At 36.1% G+C, this 18,828-nt stretch carries 16 protein-coding genes, 1 pseudogene and 1 riboswitch; of the genes and pseudogenes, 1 reads left to right on the plus strand and 16 read right to left on the minus strand.

What is annotated here, in order from left to right; translation table 11 throughout:
- Nucleotides 1–42: 42 nt before the first annotated feature.
- The 13 genes and pseudogenes from ACIQ7L_RS16790 to spoVFB all read right to left on the minus strand — a co-directional run.
- Nucleotides 43–1,002: an ABC transporter permease gene (locus tag ACIQ7L_RS16790; RefSeq protein WP_400570631.1), complete on the minus strand. Its 960-nt coding sequence runs from the start codon at nt 1,000–1,002 to the stop codon at nt 43–45.
- Complete coding sequence (locus ACIQ7L_RS16795; protein ID WP_400570632.1) at nt 1,003–2,061, minus strand: ABC transporter permease; 1,059 nt, start codon at nt 2,059–2,061, stop codon at nt 1,003–1,005. It lies immediately after the preceding gene.
- Nucleotides 2,054–3,586 (minus strand): ABC transporter ATP-binding protein, encoded by a 1,533-nt coding sequence (locus ACIQ7L_RS16800; protein ID WP_400570633.1) that lies wholly within the window; start codon nt 3,584–3,586, stop codon nt 2,054–2,056. The genes ACIQ7L_RS16795 and ACIQ7L_RS16800 overlap by 8 nt, the downstream gene beginning before the upstream one ends.
- Before the next feature lie 105 nt (nt 3,587–3,691).
- Nucleotides 3,692–4,768 (minus strand): BMP family lipoprotein, encoded by a 1,077-nt coding sequence (locus ACIQ7L_RS16805; protein ID WP_400570634.1) that lies wholly within the window; start codon nt 4,766–4,768, stop codon nt 3,692–3,694.
- Nucleotides 4,769–4,853: 85 nt separating this feature from the next.
- Nucleotides 4,854–5,579 (minus strand): GntR family transcriptional regulator, encoded by a 726-nt coding sequence (locus tag ACIQ7L_RS16810; RefSeq protein ID WP_400570635.1) that lies wholly within the window; start codon nt 5,577–5,579, stop codon nt 4,854–4,856.
- 234 nt (nt 5,580–5,813) lie between these two features.
- Nucleotides 5,814–5,915, minus strand: a riboswitch (purine riboswitch).
- 204 nt (nt 5,916–6,119) lie between these two features.
- Nucleotides 6,120–8,513 (minus strand): DNA translocase FtsK, encoded by a 2,394-nt coding sequence (locus ACIQ7L_RS16815; RefSeq protein ID WP_400570636.1) that lies wholly within the window; start codon nt 8,511–8,513, stop codon nt 6,120–6,122.
- A 211-nt stretch (nt 8,514–8,724) separates the two neighbouring features.
- Nucleotides 8,725–8,928 carry a YlzJ-like family protein gene (locus ACIQ7L_RS16820; RefSeq protein WP_097895266.1) on the minus strand — a complete coding sequence of 68 codons (204 nt, stop codon included), beginning with the start codon at nt 8,926–8,928 and terminating at the stop codon, nt 8,725–8,727.
- Nucleotides 8,925–9,674 (minus strand): ClpP family protease, encoded by a 750-nt coding sequence (locus ACIQ7L_RS16825; RefSeq protein WP_400570637.1) that lies wholly within the window; start codon nt 9,672–9,674, stop codon nt 8,925–8,927. Before ACIQ7L_RS16825 ends, ACIQ7L_RS16820 begins: the two co-directional genes overlap by 4 nt.
- Before the next feature lie 100 nt (nt 9,675–9,774).
- Entirely contained in the window at nt 9,775–11,445 is a 1,671-nt protein-coding gene (locus tag ACIQ7L_RS16830; protein ID WP_400570638.1) for a ribonuclease J, read from the minus strand.
- Between the two features lie 415 nt (nt 11,446–11,860).
- Nucleotides 11,861–12,739: a 4-hydroxy-tetrahydrodipicolinate synthase gene (gene dapA, locus ACIQ7L_RS16835; protein ID WP_400570639.1), complete on the minus strand. Its 879-nt coding sequence runs from the start codon at nt 12,737–12,739 to the stop codon at nt 11,861–11,863.
- A gap of 11 nt (nt 12,740–12,750) precedes the next feature.
- Entirely contained in the window at nt 12,751–13,983 is a 1,233-nt protein-coding gene (dapG, locus tag ACIQ7L_RS16840; RefSeq protein WP_400570640.1) for an aspartate kinase, read from the minus strand.
- 23 nt (nt 13,984–14,006) lie between these two features.
- A complete protein-coding gene (gene asd / locus ACIQ7L_RS16845) occupies nt 14,007–15,053 on the minus strand; it encodes an aspartate-semialdehyde dehydrogenase (protein WP_400570641.1) in 1,047 nt (348 codons plus the stop codon).
- Between the two features lie 149 nt (nt 15,054–15,202).
- Nucleotides 15,203–15,391, minus strand: a pseudogene (spoVFB, locus tag ACIQ7L_RS16850) (dipicolinate synthase subunit B); the annotation flags it as partial.
- A gap of 651 nt (nt 15,392–16,042) precedes the next feature.
- Between spoVFB and ACIQ7L_RS16855 the strand changes: the two are divergent.
- Nucleotides 16,043–16,372 (plus strand): hypothetical protein, encoded by a 330-nt coding sequence (locus ACIQ7L_RS16855; protein ID WP_400570642.1) that lies wholly within the window; start codon nt 16,043–16,045, stop codon nt 16,370–16,372.
- A 440-nt stretch (nt 16,373–16,812) separates the two neighbouring features.
- Here the strand turns inward: ACIQ7L_RS16855 and ACIQ7L_RS16860 are convergent, their stop codons facing one another.
- The 3 genes from ACIQ7L_RS16860 to fliB are packed head-to-tail and all read right to left on the minus strand — an operon-like array spanning nt 16,813 to nt 18,626.
- A complete protein-coding gene (locus tag ACIQ7L_RS16860) occupies nt 16,813–16,935 on the minus strand; it encodes a hypothetical protein (protein WP_400570643.1) in 123 nt (40 codons plus the stop codon).
- Between the two features lie 43 nt (nt 16,936–16,978).
- Complete coding sequence (locus ACIQ7L_RS16865; protein WP_400570644.1) at nt 16,979–17,365, minus strand: DUF8042 domain-containing protein; 387 nt, start codon at nt 17,363–17,365, stop codon at nt 16,979–16,981.
- A 13-nt stretch (nt 17,366–17,378) separates the two neighbouring features.
- The gene (gene fliB / locus ACIQ7L_RS16870) at nt 17,379–18,626 is read right to left on the minus strand and encodes a flagellin lysine-N-methylase (RefSeq protein WP_400570645.1); all 1,248 of its coding nucleotides are present in this window, start codon (nt 18,624–18,626) and stop codon (nt 17,379–17,381) included.
- Between the last annotated feature and the right edge of the window lie 202 nt (nt 18,627–18,828).

Here is an 18,828-nt window from a genome sequence, read left to right on the forward strand (position 1 = left end):
GCCCGCACTAATGTGCGAGCTTTTTCTATACTTTTTAAAAGATTACCTTTTTCCTTTTTCATACGGTGTTCCAAGTGCTTTTGGAGCTTCTGAACGTCCTACAAAACCGACAAGTGCTAAAATCGTGAACACATATGGTAATATTGCTAAGAAAACACTCGGAATTTCTTTTAATACAGGGATTGTACCACCAGTTACCCCTAGCGATTGTGCAAATCCAAAGAATAAAGCAGCTCCTAGTGCCCCAATTGGGTTCCATTTTCCAAAGATCATAGCAGCTAACGCTAAGAAACCTTGTCCCGTAATCGTTGCACCTGAGAAGTTGTTTGAAATTGACAGTGCAAAGACTGCACCACCTACTCCAGCAAACATCCCTGAAATGCAAACAGCAATATAACGCATTTTATATACATTAATCCCCATTGTATCCGCAGCCATTGGATGTTCACCAACCGCACGAAGACGAAGACCAAATGGTGTTTTATAAATGATATACCAAACAACAAATGCTAAAATAATGGCAATATACGATGTTAATGGTACATTTGAGAAAAAGATTTTTCCGATAACCGGAATATCCGAAAGTCCTGGAACATCAATTTTTTCAATACGGTAGTGAATAAAATCAGTTTGTCCTTTACCAAAGATTTTCTTAATCGCAAAAACAGTTAAACCAAGAGATAAAAAGTTAATTGCTACTCCACTAACAACTTGATCCGCACGGAATGTAATCGATGCAACTGCATGAAGAAGTGCAAATAATCCGCTACCAATTGCTGCAAATATAAGTGCAATCCAAGGAGTCATAGCGCCCCAAGTATCCCCCATTAATAGCGTTGTAACAACACCAACAAATGCACCAAATAACATTAATCCTTCCAATGCGATATTTACAACACCAGAACGCTCACTAAATACGCCACCTAACGCTGTAAAGATTAGAGGTGCTGCCGTGTATAACGTACCCGTCACAAGAATGGCTAAAACATCTAGAAAGCTCATTTATTTCCCCTCCTTGCTCATGCGCGTAAGTGCCCAGCGTAAAATATAACTACAAGCAACAAAGAAAATAATACATGCAATAATTACATTAATTAACTCAGATGGTACATCCGCTTCAAAGTTCATTTGCGGCGCTGCACTTTTTAAACCTCCAAATAATAATGCAGCAAGTACAATACCAAATGGATTATTCCCTCCAAGAAGTGCTACCGCAATCCCGTCAAATCCAATTCCGGTAAACGTAGCCATTGCTGTCATACTTTGGAACGTCCCGAGCCCTTCCATTGCTCCACCAATGCCAGCAAATGCACCCGCAATTGTCATAGATAACACAACATTACGAGACACTTTCATACCAGCATATTGAGACGCTTGTTGGTTAAATCCAACTGATTTCAATTCATAACCTAAAGTTGTTCTATCTAATAAGAACCACATAAGAATCGTAACAAGAATTGCGACAACAATTCCCCAGTGAAGGCGAGAACCATCTGTTAAAGAAGCTAACCAATCTGAAGCTAATGACGCACTCGGCTGAATATCATATGTTTTGTCATTACCTTCATGTAAAAAGCGTTTAATGATGTCATATGTAACATATAGTGCAATGTAATTCATCATAATCGTTACAATAACTTCATTAACCTTAAATTTCCCTTTCAAATATCCTGGAATAAAACCCCATAGCCCACCAGCTATAGCTGCCACTAAAATAGACAATGGAATATGAAGAAAGGCAGGTAATGATACTGCATAACCAAACCAAACAGCAGCAAGCCAACCAACTAACAATTGTCCTTCTACCCCGATATTAAATAAACCGGTACGAAACGCAAATGCTACCGATAATCCCGCTAGAATAAGCGGAATCATTGTACGAATTGTCTCTCCAATTGCACTAGGGCTTCCGAACATACCAGTCCAAAGTGCACCATATCCAACAATTGGATCATATCCACTAACTAACATAACAATGGCACCAACAAGCAAACCAAATATAACGGATAATACAGGAACTAAAATATTAATCGTTCGCTCCGTTAAAAACTTTTTAGCCATTTGTACTCACCTTCTCTTCCCCTGTTCCACCAGCCATTAAAAGACCTAATTGTTTTTCATTTGTCTCTTTTGTATTAACAATCGCAACAATTTTCCCTTCATAAATAACAGCAACGCGGTCACTCACATTTAAAATTTCATCGAGTTCTAAAGAAAGAAGAAGCACCGCTTTTCCCTTATCTCTCTGTTCAATTAATTTCTTATGAATAAATTCAATCGCACCTACATCTAAACCACGTGTCGGCTGCGCTGCAATTAATAAATCAGGATCACGATCTACTTCACGTGCAATAATTGCCTTTTGCTGGTTCCCGCCAGATAATGCACGAGCTAATGTTTGCTCGCTAGGTGTACGTACATCAAACTGCTCAATCAGGTCTTTTGCTTTTTTCTTTATTTTACTAAAATTTAAAATCCCCTTATTTGAAAATGGTTTTTTATAATATGTTTGTAAAACCATATTATCTCTAACAGAAAAATCAAGAACGAGTCCATGTTTATGACGGTCTTCTGGAATATGACCGATTCCTTCTTCCGTAATCCGTCTAACAGGCCAGTTTGTGATTTCTTTCCCATTAATTGCAATAGAACCTGACTCAACTTTTCGTAAACCAGTAATTGCCTCTATTAATTCACTTTGTCCATTCCCATCAATCCCTGCAATACCGACAATTTCTCCTGCACGAACAGTTAAGTCAAGGCCTTTTACAGCAGGTAATTGGCGTGCATCATGAACAACAAGATTTGCAATAGAAAGTACATCTTCCTTAGGCTTGGCATCTAATTTTTCTGTTTTAAAATTCACTTGACGTCCGACCATTAGTTCTGCAAGTTTATGTTCATCTGTATTTGCAACGTCAACCGTTCCGATTCCCTTTCCTTTACGAATAATCGTACAACGATCACAAACTTCCATAATTTCTTTTAACTTATGTGTAATAAGAATGATAGATTTTCCTTCTTGCACAAGCTTTTTCATAATTTGAATAAGCTCATGAATTTCTTGAGGAGTTAATACTGCCGTCGGTTCATCAAATATTAAAATTTCTGCTCCGCGATACAGCGTTTTTAAAATTTCAACACGTTGCTGCATACCAACCGAAATATCTTCAATTTTCGCATACGGATCTACAGCTAAACCATATTGTTCTGATAATTGTTGAATCTCTTTTGCAGCTTCATCAATAGCAATTTTCCCTTTTCTCTTCGGTTCATTTCCAAGAATAATATTCTCTGTAACTGTAAAATTATGAACAAGCATAAAGTGTTGATGAACCATACCAATCCCGAAGTCATTTGCAATATTAGGGTTTGTAATTTTTACAGGTTTCCCTTTAATTTTAATTTCTCCTTGTTCTGGCTGATATAATCCAAAAAGAACGTTCATTAACGTTGACTTCCCTGCACCATTTTCTCCGAGTAAAGCATGTATTTCTCCCTGTTTTACTTGCAGCGTAATATTATCGTTCGCTACAATGCCTGGGAATACTTTTGTAATATTATTCATCTCAATTACGTATTCCATTTTGTTCCTCCTTTTAGCAGGGAACAGTCCCCAATTACACTCTATTAAAAGTAATTTTATATATACAAAGGTTAGTTCTAAGAACTAACCTTTTCTATTTCTCTATTATTTCTTAAGAGCAGCTTCGTATTCTTTGTACTCTTTATCAGTAGCAGGCACCTTAATTTCACCAGCAGTAATTTTCTTTTCAAACTCTTCTACTTTTGGTAAAATTTCTGGATTTACTTTTTTCACATTATCAGTTGTTTTCGCAATGCCAACACCTTCATCTTTTAAACCAAACGCTTCTACTTTTCCGCCTTCTAACTTACCATCTTTTGCTTCTTGTGCTACTTTTTCAACCGCAACATCAACGCGTTTTACCATAGAAGTTAGCGTTACGTTTTCAGGCATACCTTCTTGATTTTGGTCACGGTCAACACCGATTACCCAAACATTTTCACCTTTCTTCTTACGGTTTTTCGCTTCAGTAAACACGCCGTTACCAGTACCACCAGCAGCATGATAAATTACGTCTACTCCTTGTCCGTACATTGCTGATGCAAGTGCAGCACCTTTTTCAGGCTTATCAAATGCTTCTGCATATTCAGATACAATCTCAATATTTGGGTTAACAGCTTTAGCGCCAGCTTTAAATCCATTCTCAAACTTACTAATTAAATCACTCTTCATTCCACCAACAAACCCAACTTTATTTGTTTTTGTTGACATCGCTGCTACTGCACCTACAAGGAATGATCCTTCATGATCCTTAAATGTAATACTTGTTACGTTCGGTTGTTTTACTACAGTATCTACAATTGCAAACTGTTGTTTTGGATTTTCTTTCGCAACCTCTTCAATTGCTTTTTCTAATTTATAACCAATACCAAAAGATAAATCATATTTATCTTTTGCAAATTTCTTTAAGTTTGGAATATAATCTGCTTCTTTTTCAGACTGAAGGTAACGATAGTTCGTCTTCTCTTTTAGCCCATTATCTTTACCGAATTTTTGTAAACCTTCCCAAGAAGATTGGTTAAATGATTTATCATCAACGCCCCCAACGTCTGTAACCAGACCTACTTTAATGCTCTTTTCATCTTTTTTATCTCCACTTGCTTTATCCGAGTTACCACATGCACCTAACACTGTACTCGCTACTAACGTTAATGATAATAAAAGACCTGCTTTTTTCTTCATACTAGAAACCCCTCCTAAAATGATATATAATTCATGCGCTGCTGTCCCTTTCTTCTTGCTGTCACCTCCCTAAAAAGGAACTTTATTACATACGTTTTCTTAATACGTGGAAGCTAAATTTATCTGCTCTGAAATAATTAATAGAATATAAGATTGGTTCATCATTTTGATCATAGTGCATTTGCTTTAAAATGAGCAGTGCTGTTTCTGGCTCACATTGTAAGATTGGCGATATTTTCGGATGATAACCAATTGGTTCAATATGAGCGACCGCATATGTAATGCGTTTGTGCGTGTTATTATGTATTACAGTAAGCAGCGATTCCTCATTGTAATCCGATAAATCAGGCAATATTTCTTTTGCCAATTTGTCAATACAATATACAACAGGTTCCCCATCTGCTGTACGAACACGCTCAATCATCACTGCTTCAAAGTCTTCTTCACTATTAAACTTTTCTTTTTCCTCTTCTGTTAAACTCGTAGTAGATGATGATAAAAAGACTGTTCCCGGTGTTTTCCCCACACTGGAAATCATATCTGTAATACTAGAAAGCTGTTCAATTCCTGAAGAAAATAACGGTTTCGCATTCACAAACGTACCCACACCATGTCTACGAATCACAACATTTTCTTCCTCTAAAATACGCAATGCTTCACGCAAAGTCGCTCTACTTACGCCGAGTTCTTTCGCTAAATCAAACTCTGAAGGCAACTTTTGTTTCTCTTTGTATGCCCCGCTTTTGATTTTCTCTTTAATATGATCGATCACCTGTAAATATAAGTGTCGACTATCGGATTTAACTGACATAAGACTCCCCCGCATTTCAATTATTCGACCTCTGATGTAAGACTTCTTTTCTCTCTTTTCAACCTACACACAGTTCAAATTTTGCAATACTAAAATAAATGAAACTTGCCGAATAAATGTTAATAATTTTTCAAGATGAAATTTTCTATCTTTATTTCATAAAAAAAACTTTGTACCACAAACATTTCTCATATAGAGAAAAAGTTCGGCACAAAGATCCCTCTTACATCCTTTGTTACACACTTTTCCCCTCATAGTCTAGCAATTCATGGTTGCCAGGTAGAAACTTATGGACCTTATCTCCAAGATTATATGAGGCAGTGATTCTTTTCGAAGTAATCTTACCACTTGCTCCCATATGTGTCAACATAATTCAACACTTTTCTACAACGAATATCGAACGTTTTCAAAAACAACATTAAAAGCATTCGTATTCTAAAGAACCACTCGGGATGTAAGCCCTTTCTTTACTGGTGACTATAGTATATAACAAAAACGTCATATAAAAAAGCCTAATTGCAAACAATTAGGCTTTTTTTATTAAGAACTTTTTTCTTGTATATCTTTAATCAACACTACTCTCGGTTTACTACCCTCATAAGGTCCAACTACACCATTCATCTCCATTGCATCAATTAGACGCGCCGCGCGTGTATATCCTACTCTAAATCTGCGTTGCAACATAGAAACAGAGGCTGTTTGCATTTCTACAACAAGTTGAACCGCTTCATCATACAATTCATCTTCAACTTCTTGTTTTGTTTCTGGCACATCTTGTGGAATCATATCTTCTTGATATTGTGCTTTTTGTTGCGCAACAACATATTCTACAACTCTTTCTACTTCATCATCTGATAAAAATGCACCTTGTACACGGACTGGTTTCGATGCACCAATTGGTATGAATAACATATCCCCTCGCCCTAATAACTTCTCAGCTCCACCGCCATCAAGAATTGTCCGAGAATCAGTTTGTGAAGAAACCGCAAACGCAATACGTGATGGAATATTTGCTTTAATAACACCTGTAATAACATCAACAGATGGACGCTGCGTTGCAATAATTAAATGAATACCAGCAGCACGCGCCATCTGCGCTAAACGCATAATTGCATCTTCTACGTCTGAAGAAGCAACCATCATTAAATCAGCTAACTCGTCCACAATTACAACAATGTATGGAAGTTCTGGTTGCTTAGCTTCAGATTGGTCATTATGCTGTCTAATATACTCATTATACCCTTCAATGTTACGTGTTCCGCTATGAGCGAACAATTCATACCGACGTTCCATTTCACTCACAACTTTTTTCAATGCTTGTGAGGCTTTTTTCGGGTCTGTTACCACAGGTGTTAATAAATGCGGAACACCATTATATACATTTAACTCTACCATCTTCGGATCAATCATCATTAATTTTACTTCATGTGGTTTTGCACGCATTAAAATACTAACAATAATCCCATTAATACATACACTTTTCCCACTGCCAGTCGCTCCAGCTACTAATAGATGGGGCATCTTATTTAAACGTGCTAACACGGCTTCACCAGTAATATCACGTCCAAGACCAATTAATAATTTTTCTTCTGGATGGTTGTTCGCTTTTGAATCAAGTACTTCTCTAAGCGTCACCATAGAAACCTCTGAATTTGGAACTTCAATTCCTACTGCTGATTTCCCGGGAATTGGTGCTTCAATTCGAATATCCTTGGCCGCTAAAGCCAGTGCCAAATCATCACTCAAACTAACAATTTTACTTACTTTCACTCCCATATCCGGATACACTTCATACTTTGTAACCGCCGGACCTCTATGTACTTTTGTTACTTTCGCTTTCACACCAAAGCTTTGGAATGTGCGTTCCAATTTACGAGCATTCTCATAAATTTCCGCATTTTCATTCGTAACTTGCTTATTCTTTGGAAATTTCAATATATCAAGAGAAGGAAGCTGATAATCTTTATTTTCCACATTGGAAAATTGCATTGGAGGCGCCTTTGTTTCCCCCTCTAAAGATTCAACTATCTTTTCGCCCCGTTTCTTTTTCGATTGTTCTTGTGGTTGAGATGGAATTTCTTCTTCAACAAACGGCGAAGTAATTAAATCGTTTGGTCTTTCTTCTTCACTGCGTTTATCCTGCTCCTCACTTACCGGATAATTCTCTGTGAAGTTTGAAATAATTGGCGGTCCGATTTCTATTTCTTCTACCGGATCGGCAATCTCTTCTTGGGTATCAAGACGTTCACTCCGCGTATGCCTTGACGTTTTTTTCTTTTCCGTTTGTTCAGCTGCACGCTTAGATTTCCAATCTTTGTAGTCCCCTTGCATCACTTGAAACTGACTTCTAAGTATTCTTCCTACCGGAGCAAGTACTTCTCCAATATGTTTATTTGTAATACAGAGCACACCAAGAACAACTAAAATAATCCCAATAATATAGGCTCCTACTTCATCAAATAAAAAATAACATGTCGCAAACATAAGAGCTCCAAACATGCCGCCACCTAAATGGACAGTATCTGGACTCTTTTTCATTTCTAAAAAGAACAAATCTTTTGTACTAACAATCACAGATGTATTTTCTACCGCTCCGTCTTTTGTAAGCAGGTTGAATAATGTGATATGACTAAACATTAATATCGCTGATACAATTAAATAAACACCTATTAACCGTTTGTTTAAAAGATTAGGCCATCCACGTTTTATCACAAATGCAATTGACAAAGCAATCACACCTAATACGCCAATTATGTACCATTCACCAAAGAAAAAGCGAAAAAATAACACAAACGATTTTCCTACAACACCTAGCTGTAAAATTGTAATGATTGAAAGTGCAAAAAGAGTCAACCCGACGATTTCGTAATACAAAGTCGGCTTTATCGTACGTCTTGCTTTTGCTTTCGTCCCTCTTTGCTTTTGTTTTGCCATTTCTTCACCCCGTGTTCTAAAATTAAATAAAACTTTCATTTACAAAATGATTTATTTATAAACCATTCCTTATATTCAGGTCTCGTTATCTTCTATTTTTACACTTCTTGTAAAATGCTAAATAAACAGAAGAAAGCAGCCTACTCATGGCTGCTCAACCGTCTTGTTTTTTATATTATACCATAGCTTTTAAACAAAATCCTGCTTTTTACTAAAAGGTTATTTTCTGTCCAGGCTCATATTGTAAGTAATGGGATGGATCCGTACTTAGCACGCGCACTATGGAATAGGATTGATTATTTTCTTCAGAAACAACCATCTCTACACCATTTACATTCACTATTTTTTGACTTTCACACTGCGAATAATCCGCTGGATAAATCACTTGTTCCGGCATAATTGTATATAAAATCATTGCAACAACTTCCCATCTTGTTTTCCATCCGCTTTCCTATCTATTAATTCATTCAATTTTCGAATTGCATCTCCAATACCACCAACATCATCTATTAAACCATATTTCACTGCGTCTCCACCAATTACATTTGTTCCAATATCTCGCGTTAAATTCCCTTTTGCAAACATAAGCTCCTTAAAACGATCTTCCGTCACTTTTGAATGCTTTGTTACAAATCGTATAACCCGTTCCTGCATCTTATCTAGATACTCAAATGTTTGCGGAACACCAATGACAAGACCAGTTAAACGAATTGGATGAATCGTCATTGTTGCAGTTTCCGCAATATATGAATAATTCGTCGATACCGCAATCGGTACACCTATTGAATGCCCTCCACCTAAAACAAGGGATACAGTTGGTTTTGATAGTGAAGCTACCATTTCAGAAATCGCTAGTCCAGCCTCAACATCACCACCTACTGTATTCAACAATAAAAGTAAACCTTCAATTTTCGGATTTTGTTCAATTGCTACAATTTGCGGAATTACATGCTCATATTTCGTCGTCTTATTTTGCGGTGGAAGTTGAACATGCCCTTCTACCTGTCCAACAATTGTTAAACAATGAATACGTGATTCATTCATTTGCGGCACATTCGTTTGACCAAGCTGTTGAATTCTTTCTACTACTGATGCTTCCTTTGAATCCTCTTTCGGATCAGCTTCTTTTTCTTCATTTGTATAACGATCACGCTCTGTCATATCGCATCCCCTTTCACTCGTATACAACTATTATTTCTTAAGTTATAAATTTCATTCGATAGGGATAAAAAAGAAAAAACCACCTATAAAGGTGGCTTTCTTATACTTCCATAATAATTGGTAAAATCATTGGCTTTCTCTTTGTTTCTTCATATAGGAATTGTCCTAATAATTCACGAATATTTTGTTTTAACATAGACCATTCAATAGAATATTCTTTAATTGATTGTTCAACAATTGTACGTACAATATCTGTAGATCTTTCAATTAATGCTTCTGATTCACGAACATATACAAAACCACGTGAAATAATTTCTGGACCAGAGATTATTTTTTTCTCATCTTTCCCAAGTGTTACAACAACAACTAAAATTCCATCTTGCGATAACATCTTGCGGTCACGTAGGACAATGTTACCAACATCTCCCACACCTAATCCATCAATGAGAACATTCCCTGCTTGTACTTTACCAGCTAGTTTTGCTTCTTCTCCTTCAAAAGCAATCACATCGCCTTTTTCCACGATGAAAATATTTTCTTTCAAAACACCTACATCTTCTGCTAAATACGCATGTGCTTTTTGCATACGGAATTCACCATGTACGGGTATAAAATATTTCGGCTTCATTAAATTTAACATCAATTTCAATTCTTCTTGACTACCATGACCAGAAACATGAACTTTTCTTTCACCATAATAGACAACTTCTGCACCAGCTCTGAATAGTAAATCAATAATTTTCGATACCGATATTTCATTCCCAGGAATTGGAGAAGCCGCAATGATAACTGTGTCTCCTTTACGGATTGAAATTTGCTTATGAGCTTGCTTCGCCATTCTTGAAAGAGCTGCCATTGGTTCCCCTTGACTACCAGTTGTTAAAATCGCCACCTTCTTCTCGGGGAAGTTATCTACCTCTTGCAATGAAATAATCATGCCATCTGGAACATCTAAATAACCAAGACGTCTTGCTATATCTACTACTTTCACCATACTACGACCTACTACTGCTACTTTACGCCCTGTTTCAACCGCTGCATCGAATACTTGTTGAATACGATGTACATTTGATGCAAAAGAAGCAACAATAATACGGCCTTCTGCACCATAAAATACTTTTGAAATTTCTATTCCAACTTCTTTTTCAGAACCGGTGTAACCAGGACGTTCAGCATTTGTACTATCAGATAATAGGCACAGAACGCCTTCGTTTCCAATTTGCGCCATCTTTCCAAGATCGGCTCCATTGTTACCAATTGGTGTTTGGTCGAATTTAAAATCTCCAGTATATACGATAGCACCTTTTGATGTATGGAAGCACACACCAACAGAATCTGGAATACTATGTGTTGTACCAAAGAATGAAACCGTTGTCGTATTAAATTCCACTGTCGAATTCGCATCAATTGTTTTTAAATCTACACGACCCAGCATTCCTGCTTCACCAAGTTTTTCTTGGATAAGACCTACTGTTAACTTTGTCGCATACACTGGGATTGAAAGTTTACGCAGTACATAAACAATTCCACCAATGTGATCTTCATGACCATGTGTAATAAATAAACCTTTTACTCGCTCTTGATTTTCTACTAAATATGAAATGTCAGGGATGACGATGTCAATTCCAAACATTTCATCTCCCGGAAACATTAAGCCTGCATCTACAATAAAAATTTCGGAATCAATTTCGACACAATACATATTTTTTCCGATTTCACCCACTCCACCAAGAGCAAATACCTTTACAGAATCAATCTCTTTTCTCTTCATGTTGTTGCCTGGTTTAAAAATCTTGCAAACACTGATTTCACTAAAATTGTAGAGACACCAGGGAAACTCTACAACCACCATATATTCACCGTCCGAGACGAATGTCCTTACCGTTATGCGATATCATGTTCTTGTTCACTTTTTAAACCAGGTTTCACCTCTCTTTCATTATATAAATCAAATATCTTATGCGATATGATATGAAAATTCCGTTAAATTATAAATTTTTCCAATTTTGCTAAGCATACCCGTACTAAGCTACTTAGCCATATTATAACTGATACAAGAAATAGAACACAAGTTAAATTATGAGAAAGAGCGAGGAAGCCTACAAATCCGAAACATTGATACAGTCATTTCAACTCAAAAAAAAAAAATGACCTAGTCTTATACTAGGTCATTTTTTCACCCTATGTTAACGAGGAATTGATTGCATTACACCCTGCAATGTTAGTCTTTCTTCTTCTGTTAACGGAAGAAGTGGTAGACGTACAGAGCCTACATCTAATCCAACCATTTGTAACGCTGTTTTTACTGGTGTTGGGCTCGGTGTCATAAATAGCGCATTTGTTACTTTTACAAGTAATTGATGCAATTTCTGTGCTTTTTTGAAATCTCCTGCTTGGAACGCCGTAATCATTTCTTGCATTTCATTTCCAATAACATGAGAGGCAACAGAAATAATACCTTTAGCTCCAACTGCCATAGCTGGTAACGTTAAACCGTCATCACCGCTGTATACAGCAAAGTCGTCCGCTGTTTTTTCAATGATTTCTGTCATTGATAATACATCGCCGCCAGCATCTTTAATTGCAACAATGTTTGGTATTTCTGATAAACGAACAACTGTATCAACGGAGATTTGTACAATAGATCGCCCTGGAACATTGTATAGCATAACCGGAAGTTCAGTACTTTCAGCAATTATTTTAAAATGCTGATACATTCCCTCTTGGCTCGGTTTATTATAATACGGTGCTACTAGCATAATTGCATCAACACCAACTTCTGTTGCCTTTTTCGTTAATTCAATAGAAGCATGTGTATTATTACTACCTGTTCCAGCGATTACGGGCACCCTTTTATCGACAACAGATACGACATGGCGATATAACGCTACTTTTTCTTCTGATGATAATGTAGGAGACTCTCCAGTTGTTCCTCCTACCACGATTGCTGTTGTACCGTTATCAATTAAATAATTTACCAATTTAGTTGTCTTTGCAAAGTCGACATTTCCGTTTTTATCAAACGGTGTTACCATCGCTGTTGCAATTGTCCCAAAATCTATCATGGTCTCACTCCTTATTGTTCCAGTTGCTTTTCTTTAGAAAGCTCAAATGCACTATGTAATGCATTCACAGCTTCCACTAAATCTACTTCTTTCACAAGCACCCAAATTGTCGTATGACTATCGGCAGATTGTAAAATTGTTACACCTTTTTCTGCCAGCGCTGTGACAATTTTCGCTGTAACTCCTGGTATACCTGCCATTCCCGCTCCTACAATGGATACTTTCGCACAATGTTCCGTTACGATTGGTTCATATCCAAGATTACGTAGCACGTCAACTGCAAGGCCCGATACATGATCATTCACTGTATAAGCCACACCTGTAGGCGAAATGTTAATTAAGTCAACGCTAATTCCTTCACTCGCCATTTCTTTAAAAACATGCTGTTGTAGATCATACGATCCTTCTTTTGCATGCACTTTAATTTGTGTCACGTTTGATACATGAGCGATCCCTGTAACAGGTCGCTCTTCTACATCACGGCCCTTTGTAGCACCATCATATGCGGCAATAAGTGTTCCTTCATTATCAGAATACGTAGAACGTACACGAAGTGGTACCTTTGCATGCATAGCGATTTCAACTGCACGCGGATGAACAACTTTTGCACCTTGATAAGCCATGTTACAAATTTCATTATATGTTACGTTTTGAAGATGACGTGCATCTTTTACAATACGTGGATCAGCAGTCATTACACCTTCTACATCGGTGAAAATATCAATATATTCAGCCTGAAGCGCAACACCTAATGCTGAAGCTGAAGTATCACTACCTCCGCGTCCAAGTGTTGTCGTATCGCCTTCTTTCGTTTGCCCTTGAAATCCAGTAACAACAACAACATCTGTGTTTTGTAACTCCTCATGTATACGATCACAATTCATTTCAATAATCTTCGCATTTGTAAAATCAGCATTTGTTACAAAACCAGCTTGTGCACCATTTAAAGCTGCTGCTTTTACTCCGTTTTCATTTAACATATTTGAGAAGACGATTGCCGAGATTAATTCTCCACATGATAATAATAAATCCTGTTCGCGTTTTGAAATACTAGATTTCTCTTGATTCACAAGGTTTAATAATGTATCTGTTGCATATGGTTCACCTTTACGTCCCATAGCTGATACAACCGTAACTACTTTATAACCAGCATCTAATGATTTTTTAATATGGTGAAGTGCATGCTTACGTCCATTTTCATCACGTACAGATGTCCCACCAAATTTTTGAACAATAATTTTCATTTTTTGCACCTTCTCTTAGCCGTTTACACTAATTGTAATTTTACTAATCGCTCTGCAATTTGAACAGAGTTCCATGCAGCACCTTTTAATAAGTTATCAGATACGACCCAAAGATGGAATCCTTTTTCATTATTTAAATCTTTCCGAATTCGTCCAACGAATACTTCATTTTTACCTACTGCAGTAGATGGCATTGGGTATAATTGTTCTGCTGGATCATCTTGCAGTACAACACCTTCTGCATTTGAAAGTAAGTTTTTCATTTCTTCTACTGTAACACCTTCTTTGTCCACTTCAATGTAAACAGACTCAGAGTGTCCTGATACAACTGGTAAACGTACGCATGTCGCTGCAACTTCTAACTCAGGCATATGCATAATTTTTTTCGTTTCATTAATCATTTTCATTTCTTCAAATGTAAATCCATTATCTTGAAACTTATCAATTTGCGGGATAGCATTAAACGCGATTTGGAAATGTTTTTTGTCACCTGATACAGGTAAAACACTCGCTTTTACTTCTTCCCCATTTAAGATTGCTTGTGATTGTTCATGAAGCTCTTCGATTGCGGCAGCACCTGCACCAGACACAGCTTGATATGTGGAAACGATTACTCGTTTTAAACCAAATTGCTGACGAATTGGTTCAAGAGCGACTACCATTTGAATTGTAGAACAGTTTGGATTTGCAATAATGCCATTATGTTCTTTTAAGTCATTTTCATTTACTTCTGGTACAACAAGTGGCACATTTTCTGTCATGCGGAATGCACTTGTATTATCAACAACAATTGCACCGCGTTTTGCTGCTTCTGGCGCTAATTGTTTCGATACAGATCCACCTGCACTAAAAAGTGCAATATCCACTCCCTCAAAGCTTTCAGGCGTTGCTTCTTGAACTGTGAATTCTTCTCCTTTAAATACAAGGTTCTTGCCTGCAGATCGTTTAGATGAAAGTAACGTTAACTTCCCAATTGGAAATTCTCGTTTCTCTAAAGTATTTAACATTTGTTCACCAACTGCGCCGGTTGCTCCAACTACAGCGACATGAAAAGTTTTTTGCTTTTCCATCACTATGCCCCTTTCTAGATACCAATCCTTCTATACTTAGAATTAGAAGGGGTATAAAATACCCCTTCTAATCTTAATAACGTTAATTTTATCATATTCTGCGGTAAGAATGATGGTTTCATAAAAAATTGTCTGTTTTTTTTCGTTTTTTAATTCATATATCTGAATTTTTCTACAACAACTGGTTGTAATTGTTTCCCTTCTAGCGCTTCTATTATTGTATCTTCAAGCAACTCCATGCGAGCTACCATTGAATTCGGCTTTTTCTCCGGTGCATCTTGCCCAAATGGAACAAAATAAATATGTTTGGTAGCGATTAAACGCATGAGGTTTACACCAACAGGGTGATGACGATATAAATGTGTATTTTTATTTCTTCCATTATATAAGATGCATCCCTTCTTTGACTAGAATGTTATGTAGATGTATTCTGTCCCCATCCCCTTAAAGATGTTGTGTACTTTGTATTGTAAATAACTTAATGGATAAGTTTTATTTTGATAGAAATTTCATGGGAGCATAATAATAACTTTAGAAATGGGGAATAAATCGTGAAAACTACTGAAGAAATGTTACAAGCTATAAAAGATTTTCAAAATAACAAAATAGAAGGTGTTACTCTTATGCATAGTGATTAAGAGGCTATGGATTTTTGTATCAAACTAGTTTATGAAATTTATGTGGAACAAAAGCATACTTTCGAATCCAATGTTGATAAATAATACCAATATACCTAAAGTTTGTTATAATAATGGCGTCATTATATCTTAGGTACAGTAGATGAATCTTTAAGTTTTGGCGATTTTAATCTAGTTAAGCAAGAACTTGATATTAGTGATGAAAAGGTATTCATTAAAAACCATACAAAATCATATAAAAAGAATGGGATAATGTATAGACATAAAGGAAGCATTAAAGATAATTGTATTTTACAAGCAGAATTATAAAAAACTAATGAAATTAACATGACTTATGATGAATATGTCAAAATGGATGAATTAGTAAGGAAATGCGTGGATGATTCATTAAAGAAACAACGTGGATTAGAGACTGGTGATATTTATTTTGGAATGGGGCCACATTTAATAGATGATGAAAATCGCATTGTTACTGTGATTAATACTAAAAAACGGAGTTTATCAGTTCAAATAATTAATAAATACGTTGTAAATGTAATTGGAGTTTTGAGAGATATCGATAAAACTAGCGTTTTAAAGGTGAATTTCGAAGAACTTCGACACATATTTACTAAACTATATTTCTTTTTCAACAGAACGGTTGCAAAAGAAAAAAACCAGGCTGTCCCAAAAGGTCATTGAATAATAACTTTTTGGGGCAGCTCCTCTTGTTTTACCTTTATATGGATGAGAAAGTGTGATATTGCATGATTGGAACAATTTTACATCATTCACGTAGGATCCGATTGTTTTATCTGTTTTGCCCTCTGAAAATAGCCTCTACTCCGATGATCGAAGTAGAGGCGTAGGTCGCTTGTTTATTGAACATTTAGTGTTCAATAAACAAGCATACATTCTATAAATATAATTTACATTTGAATATATTGTTATTAATAGTTACGTATTATTACTTTGGCAGTTTCTAGGCACATTAGCTGCGAGTAGGTGGACTTTTGGGAACAATATACTTTCCCCATTTACCCCAAAAAAAAGAGAAGCCTTAACTTGGCTACTCTAGAATAGCCCCTCTACAATTTGTGGCTGAGCAGCGTGTTGAATCGCTGTTGCATCAGTAGTACCCATCAACTTCCGAAGAGCCTCTCCTTGCTGTTTGGCATTACCATCGTCATTTTCATGACTAACATAGAAGCGTGTTGCTGCACTTGACCTTGGTTTAATGTCGTTGATATTAATATTATATCCATGAAAACATAACCTTTCTAGTTCTAATGAACAGCAGGTAATATCTTACTGCATAACATACTGAACTAAAGCACTCTGAACCGTATTTCTCCAAGCAGAAAAAGCTGGATACAAATATTCATTTATAACATTCATTTTTCTACCATAATCATCAAAATTCCCATCTAGCATGAAAGCTGCATCAGCCACATCACTAAAATTCGTGATTGCCTGCTGGAGTGATTCATCATCTGAAAATAACTGTTCAAATAGTAAGTTTGTGTGTGCAATACGGTTTAATGATCGAAAAATTTCAGATAATACTAGATCACCTTCCGTCTTGCTAAAATCAGTAAAACTAGCAATTACATATTCAAAGCCCTCTTCCATTTCACTAATCATATTTAAGTACTGCTGACATAAATCAAAGTTTTCTTCTGTTAGCTGTTTCATTCGGATCCCCTGTCTAATTTTTCACTAAAATTGCCATATAAGGCATTGTTGTAAACTCTTTTGCCTTCAGTAAAGTTAATATATTTTTTAGATAAGCATGGTCATGCTCAATTGCTTTTGCCAAAGATTGGATAAGTTTGATCACTAAATCTGTCGTTAATCCTTTATGAAAGCCTGCCATGCCGATTAAATGAAGTTTTATCATTGAATAGTGAATGACTAACATCACATAATCATCGAAAAAAGTTTTGTTTCCAAATGGGAACAAGTTTTTAAATACATAATTGACTAGATAGTTTTCTAAAATGTACTCATGTTCTGTCATAAATGGGTTATAAAATTCTTCATAGGCCTTTTTATAGTGCTCTGTAACCTCTGCTACAGTTGCTTCTTTTGTAAATTGAATACCTTCTAACATCTCCATTAAACAATCGAGGTATCGTTGACTTGTGATAGATTTGTTAAGATGATAAGCTACTAATTCGTTACACAATGTCATTTGCACAGCTAACTCAGTAGGTATTTTGTCAAGTGACTCTTTCATTCCTTGATTAGACATCCAATTAGTGAAATTAGCAATGACATTTGGAATTTCATGAACATCGCCTTTATCGATTTGCTTCTGTACATTTTGATAGAACATTCCTAAAATGATAAGACGCTCCGCTAACGTATAAGATCGGTCTTGTATAACTTGAATGGAAAAAATACGTAACTCCCAAAAGTATGCTTGTGGTTTATTAGCGATTTTCGGGTCATCTGTTTTTAACTGTTTTACAATGGATCCACGAGTACTAGCCGGTTCTTCCATCTCATCAAAATCAATTCCATTTGGATTCAAAAGGGCTAAACGTGCGGCTTCAGGACATGACATAGTGGCTGATTTTTCAATTACACCGTTAATACTATTAATACAGCGGGGGTAGACTGTACAAGTATTTGACAAATACTCTGCTCCTAGCTTAAATTGAACTTTGCAAAGATTCTCTTCAGATAGGAAGGAACATCTTCTTCCATCATCCATTTTAATTTTAGCGTAAAACATAGAAGAGGAGTTTGAACGTTGTCTTGTTACCTTATTCTTGAAAAGTGGCTTTAATTCTAAATCACGAGATTTTTTGTATTTTTTATAAGTATCTTCATCAACGTCCACTCTCCATCCAATGCAACAAGAATCTTCACACTCTGATCCTATACAAGAGAATTGTTGCATATATTGAGGAACAAGCAGCTTTCTATTTTTTGTGTTTTTAAGTGCCATAGTATGTATCTCCTTAATTAATATTCAATAATTTTTATAATTATATATTAAGAAGTAAATATTATCAATATTGAATTTGAGTTAATATTTTGGATACAAAAAAGGGCGGTTCTTTTTTATTTATATGCAAAAAACGAGGTGGCTCAAACGTTTCACTTTTAGAACAGCCTCGTTTTTGCTGAGTATGGTTTTACATTAAATA

The sequence above is a fragment of the Bacillus sp. NPDC094106 genome (assembly GCF_044764345.1).
GTDB lineage: Bacteria > Bacillota > Bacilli > Bacillales > Bacillaceae_G > Bacillus_A.